Genomic DNA, 4,630 nt, shown 5'->3' on the forward strand with positions numbered 1-4,630 from the left:
CGCCCCCGCGGTCCGCGCGCTCCTCGCCGCCGAGCGGCCGACGGTTCTCGGCGCGCAGGAGGTGCTGCGCGAGCAGACCACGGTGATGCTCGACGCCCTGGGCCCCGGGTACGCCGTGGTCGGCCGCGGTCGGGGCTCGGACGGAGGTGGCGAGGCCTCGCCGATCTTCTACGACTCCGGACGGCTCGAGTTGCTCGACTGGGACCAGATCGCGCTGTCCGATCAGCCCACCCGCGCGGGATCGGCATCCTGGGGGAACCTCATCCCCCGGGTCATGGTGTCGGCGGAGTTCCGCGATCGCGGGACCTCACGGAGCTTCCTCGTGATCAACACCCACCTCGACCCGTTCTCCGCGCGCTCCCGTCTGCGGTCGGCGCGGGCGATTCTCGACCTGGTGTCCGCCGCCGCCCCGTCGTCCGCCCGGCACAGTCCGGCGCTGGTGACCGGCGACCTCAACACGGGCCCGGCCGGCGCGGCGGTCCGAGAACTGGTCCGGGAGGGGACTCTGGTCGACAGTTGGCACAGCGCGCGGACCCGCGCGAGCGAGGAGTGGGGGACGTACACCGGCTACCGCGCGCCGCGGAGGAACGGGGCGCGCATCGACTGGATACTCGCCTCGTCAGCATTTAGGGTCACCCACGCCGCGGTCAACCCGCTGCGGCCCGGCGGCGTGTGGGCGTCGGACCATCTGCCCGTCCACGCCGTCGTGCGTCTCGACCGAGGGGGTGTCGCCGCGTGATCGACAACTTCCTGCGTCCCGCGGAGAACCGCGTGCGGATGGCGGCGGACGCTCTGCGGATCCTCGGGGCCCTCAGCGTCCTGCTCGCCCTGCTGCTGCACGGTCTCACGGACGCGGCCATCGTCGCGTTCGCCCTGCCGGGACTGATGCTCCCGCGCTTCGTCGGGATGAGGCCGTGGGCGGACACCGCGGTGTCGGTCACGTTGCTCGTCGCCGCCTGGAGCAACGTCTTCGACCTGTACACGCGCATCTGGTGGTGGGACATCGTGGTCCACTTCGCGTGCGCCGGAGCGCTGGCGGTGGTGACCTACCTGTTCCTCGCGCACCGCGGGATCGTGCCGGCACCGGGCGACGGGGGTGTCCCGGCCGCGGGGGCGGTGGTGCTCACCACCGCCTTCGGCCTGGCCCTGGGCGCACTGTGGGAGATGGTGGAGTGGTTCGGCCACGCCTACCTGACGGACCGGATCTACGTGACCCTCGACGACACGATCGGGGACATGGCCGCGGGTGGTCTCGGCGCCCTGGCCGCGGGTCTGCTCCTGGCCCACTGGCCCCGGGTGCTGATGCCGACCGACCGGCCCGGTCGCGTGTCCTCGGAGGCGGGGTCCCGCCGCTAGACGGTCGACCCGGAGACCGCTGCCCGGGTACCACCGCTGACGCCGGACCTCACCGGATGCCGTCCTCGTCGTCGTCGTTCCCCCGTGACCCCGGTGAGACGGGGTCCTCCGGTGACGGTGTCGTGGCGCCCGGCCGACGAACCGGGGCTCCGGCCCGCACCACCTCCGCCAGGAGGGGGAAGAGCAGGACGGTGACCGCCCCGGCCGCCACCAGGACGGAGGAGATCTCGCCCGTCATCAGACCGTTGTTCACCGCGACCTCGGTGACCGCCACGATGATCGGGAGACCGGTCGCCGCGTACAGACCCACCCTCGCCCGTTCCCGTGGACCGTCGAGCCCGGGGCTCGCGCGGGTGACGGTCTCGCCCAGCCACACCCCTCCGCCGCGGAGGACCAGCATGCTCACCACGGCCGCCACCAGCACCCACGGCGAGGCCGCCACGGCCTTGAGGTCGATGCCCATCCCCGACACCACGAAGAAGGCGGGGATGAACAGGGTGTAGCCGACGGTCTCCAGTTGACGGAGCAGGATCGCGGCGAGACCGCGGTCCGGGGCCTGGCCACCGCCGCGCAGGTGTGCCCCGAGGGAGTCGACCAGTCGGCGCAGGATCATGCCGGCGGCGAACGCGCCGAGCACCACGTCCAGACCGAACACCGTGGCCACGACCATCATGGTGGCCAGCAGCAGGATCACCGTGCGCATGGCCAGCTGTCCGGTGGAGGTGGTGCCCTGCAGGAGCGCCCGACCGAGCGCGGGGATGTGGAGCAGTCGGGCCGGCACCGCCAGGATCACCAGCGCGGCCAGTCCGAACAGCCCGACGGCCGCGATGGAGGACTCGATGCTGCGGGTACCGAGCAGCACCGCCATCACGAGGATCGGCCCCAGTTCCCCCACCGCGCCGTGGGTGAGGACCGCCCGGCCCACGGGAGTGCTGTCGTGACCGGAGCCCTTGAGGATGGGCAACAGGGTCCCGATGGCCGTGGAGGTGAGCAGGAGCCCGATCGCCACGGCGGTCTCCCAGCGGCCCGAGACCATCCACCCCACCGCGGCTGCCAGGATCAGGCTGACGACCCAGGTCCCGGCCGCTCGTCGTCCGCTGCGCCCGGTGAGGGTGGAGACCTCGAGCTCGAACCCCGCCAGCAGGAACAGCATCCCCAGCCCGAGCTCCGCGAGGAGCGCCACCCCGCCGGATTCCACCGCCAGGTCCAGACCGTTGGGGCCGATCACCATCCCGCCCACCAGGAGGAGCACCACGCCCGGGATGAACGAGCGGGTGACCCCGGACAGCACCGGTGCCGCCCAGACGGCCAGGACGATCCAGAACAGCGAGACGAGTTCGGTGGGGGACGCCTCGGCGGCCAGGAGGGTGGTGGTCACGTCCGGCCTCTCGCTAGGTCGATGAAGGAGAGCTTAGTCGAGCGGGGCGCGCGAGCCCGCCGACCGGCGTCGACCGGATCGTGCGAGGGTGGGGCACATGACCACCTCGCCGCTCATCGTGTCCGACGGCGACCCCCGGCGGCTTCCGGGCTTCCGTCGCACGTTCGGTGCGGGGCGCCTGACCCTGGGGCTGGGCTTCCCGCTGCGGACGCGCGCCGATCAGGGCGACGGCTCGGACATCAGCGAACAGATCGAGGTCGCCCGGGCCGCGGAGGCCGGAGGGTTCGCCGCCCTCTACGCGAGGGACATCCCGCTTCGCGTCCCGTCCTTCGGCGACGTGGGCCAGATCCACGATCCGTGGGTGTTCCTGGCGTACGTGGCCGCACACACCAGCCGGATCGCCCTCGGGACGGCGGCCGTCGTGCTCCCCGTCCGCCATCCACTTCACGTGGCCAAGTCGGCGGCCAGCCTGGACCGTCTCTCCGGCGGCCGGTTCCTGCTCGGTGTGGCCTCCGGCGACCGGCCGGAGGAGTTCCGCGCGTTCGGACTGGAGCAGGGGCGGAGGGGGGAGCGGTTCCGGGAGAACCTCACGGTGATGACCCACGCCCTCACCACCGAGATGCGCGGGATCCGCTGGTCCGGGGGGTGGATGCACAGCGCGGACGTGGTCCCCAAGCCCACCGCCTCGTCGGTGCCGGTGATCATGACCGGCTCGTGTCAGCAGAGCATCGCGTACCTGGCCGCCCACGGGCACGGATGGCTGACCTACCCGCGTGACTTCGACGCGCAGCGCCGGACCGCCGCGCGGTGGCGCGAGGTGGTGACAGCGAGTCGGGAGGGAGGATCCGACGACGACGAGGTGTTCAGTCCCTTCGGGCAATCGCTCCAGATCGACCTGGCCGAGGACCCCGACGAGGCGGCCTCGCCGATCGGCTTCGGATTCCGGATCGGTCACCGGCGTCTGGTCGAGCACCTGACGGACCTGCGGGGGATCGGTGTCAACCACGTCCTGCTGGGTCTCGCGGCGTCCCGCCGGCCGATCCGGGAGGTCGTCCGGGAGCTGGCCGAGACCGTCGTGCCCCACTTTCCCGCGCTCGACCACTAGCCTCACCGGCGGAACGGAGAGGCGGGACCACCCATGGCAGGCGCGGCCACCCCGGAACCCGGACTGTTCGAGCACCTCCGGTCCCGGCAGTTCCTGTTCATGTTGCCCCGCGCGGTGTCACTGCAGCTGATGCACCCGGCGATCAGTGCGGCGATGCTCGAGCACTCGCCCTCCCCGGGCTTCGTCTGGCTGCACAAGCAGCGATCGGTCCCCCCGACGATCGACATGGCGTTCGACCCGCATCCGGAGTCCTGGATACCGAGGCGCATCGTGGTCACGCACGACACCATCCGGGGAACCGACGCCGACGGCCACCGTTACCACTCACTGGACCCGCAGGTCTTCCACTTCCAACACGCCACGTACGTGGACTCGCTGTTCGAGACCATCACGAGATTCCGCGGTCCACTGGACGCCGGGGAACGCCGGTCGGTCTACGCCTCGTGCTGCAGGTGGTACCGCGCCTACGGCATCTCCGACGCACCGCTGCCCCCGACGGTCGAGGACTTTGACGCCTACTTCCGCGACCGGACCGGGGCGCTCGCCGTCACCCCGGCGCTCACGCGCTACCGCGGGCAGCTCCTCCGTCCCCGCCAGTGGTGGCCGGCCGCGGTCCCCGCCGGCGCCATCCGGACGTTCCTGCATCCAGTGGCCGCGCGGGCGCTCGGGGTGCGGCCGTCCGCGATCGATCGCGCGGTGTCCGCCGCGTTCACCTCGGCGTCCTCGCTCGGGTGACCGCGTCTGCCACAATCGAGCCACGGCGGCGGGGCCCGGCACGATCCCGGGGAGGG

At 72.2% G+C, this 4,630-nt stretch carries 5 protein-coding genes; 4 read left to right on the top strand and 1 reads right to left on the bottom strand.

Annotated features, from left to right (window positions below):
- Both G6028_RS15665 and G6028_RS15670 read left to right on the top strand, forming a co-directional pair.
- On the top strand, nt 1-739 hold a 739-nt coding region (locus G6028_RS15665), incomplete at its 5' end, for an endonuclease/exonuclease/phosphatase family protein (RefSeq protein WP_182659424.1).
- Nucleotides 736-1,356 (top strand): DUF2238 domain-containing protein, encoded by a 621-nt coding sequence (locus tag G6028_RS15670; protein WP_182617154.1) that lies wholly within the window; start codon nt 736-738, stop codon nt 1,354-1,356. The genes G6028_RS15665 and G6028_RS15670, both read left to right, overlap by 4 nt.
- 49 nt (nt 1,357-1,405) lie before the next feature.
- Here the strand turns inward: G6028_RS15670 and G6028_RS15675 are convergent, their stop codons facing one another.
- Nucleotides 1,406-2,734, bottom strand: coding sequence for a cation:proton antiporter domain-containing protein (locus G6028_RS15675; protein ID WP_182659425.1), 1,329 nt, complete (start codon nt 2,732-2,734; stop codon nt 1,406-1,408).
- Between the two features lie 97 nt (nt 2,735-2,831).
- Here G6028_RS15675 and G6028_RS15680 point away from each other — a divergent pair, with 97 nt between their 5' ends.
- Both G6028_RS15680 and G6028_RS15685 read left to right on the top strand, forming a co-directional pair.
- Nucleotides 2,832-3,839, top strand: a complete 1,008-nt coding sequence (locus G6028_RS15680; protein WP_182659426.1) for an LLM class oxidoreductase — start codon at nt 2,832-2,834, stop codon at nt 3,837-3,839.
- 33 nt (nt 3,840-3,872) lie between these two features.
- Nucleotides 3,873-4,574 (top strand): oxygenase MpaB family protein, encoded by a 702-nt coding sequence (locus G6028_RS15685; protein WP_182659427.1) that lies wholly within the window; start codon nt 3,873-3,875, stop codon nt 4,572-4,574.
- The last annotated feature ends 56 nt before the right edge of the window (nt 4,575-4,630 follow it).

The organism is Dietzia cercidiphylli (genome assembly GCF_014145145.1).
Classification (GTDB): Bacteria; Actinomycetota; Actinomycetes; order Mycobacteriales; family Mycobacteriaceae; genus Dietzia; species Dietzia natronolimnaea.

Bases quoted from the DNA above. Each gene is read 5' to 3' on its own strand.
- G6028_RS15680 (WP_182659426.1), top strand. From the start codon at position 2,832: ATGACCACCTCGCCGCTCATCGTGTCCGACGGCGACCCCCGGCGGCTT.
- G6028_RS15685 (WP_182659427.1), top strand. From the start codon at position 3,873: ATGGCAGGCGCGGCCACCCCGGAACCCGGACTGTTCGAGCACCTCCGG.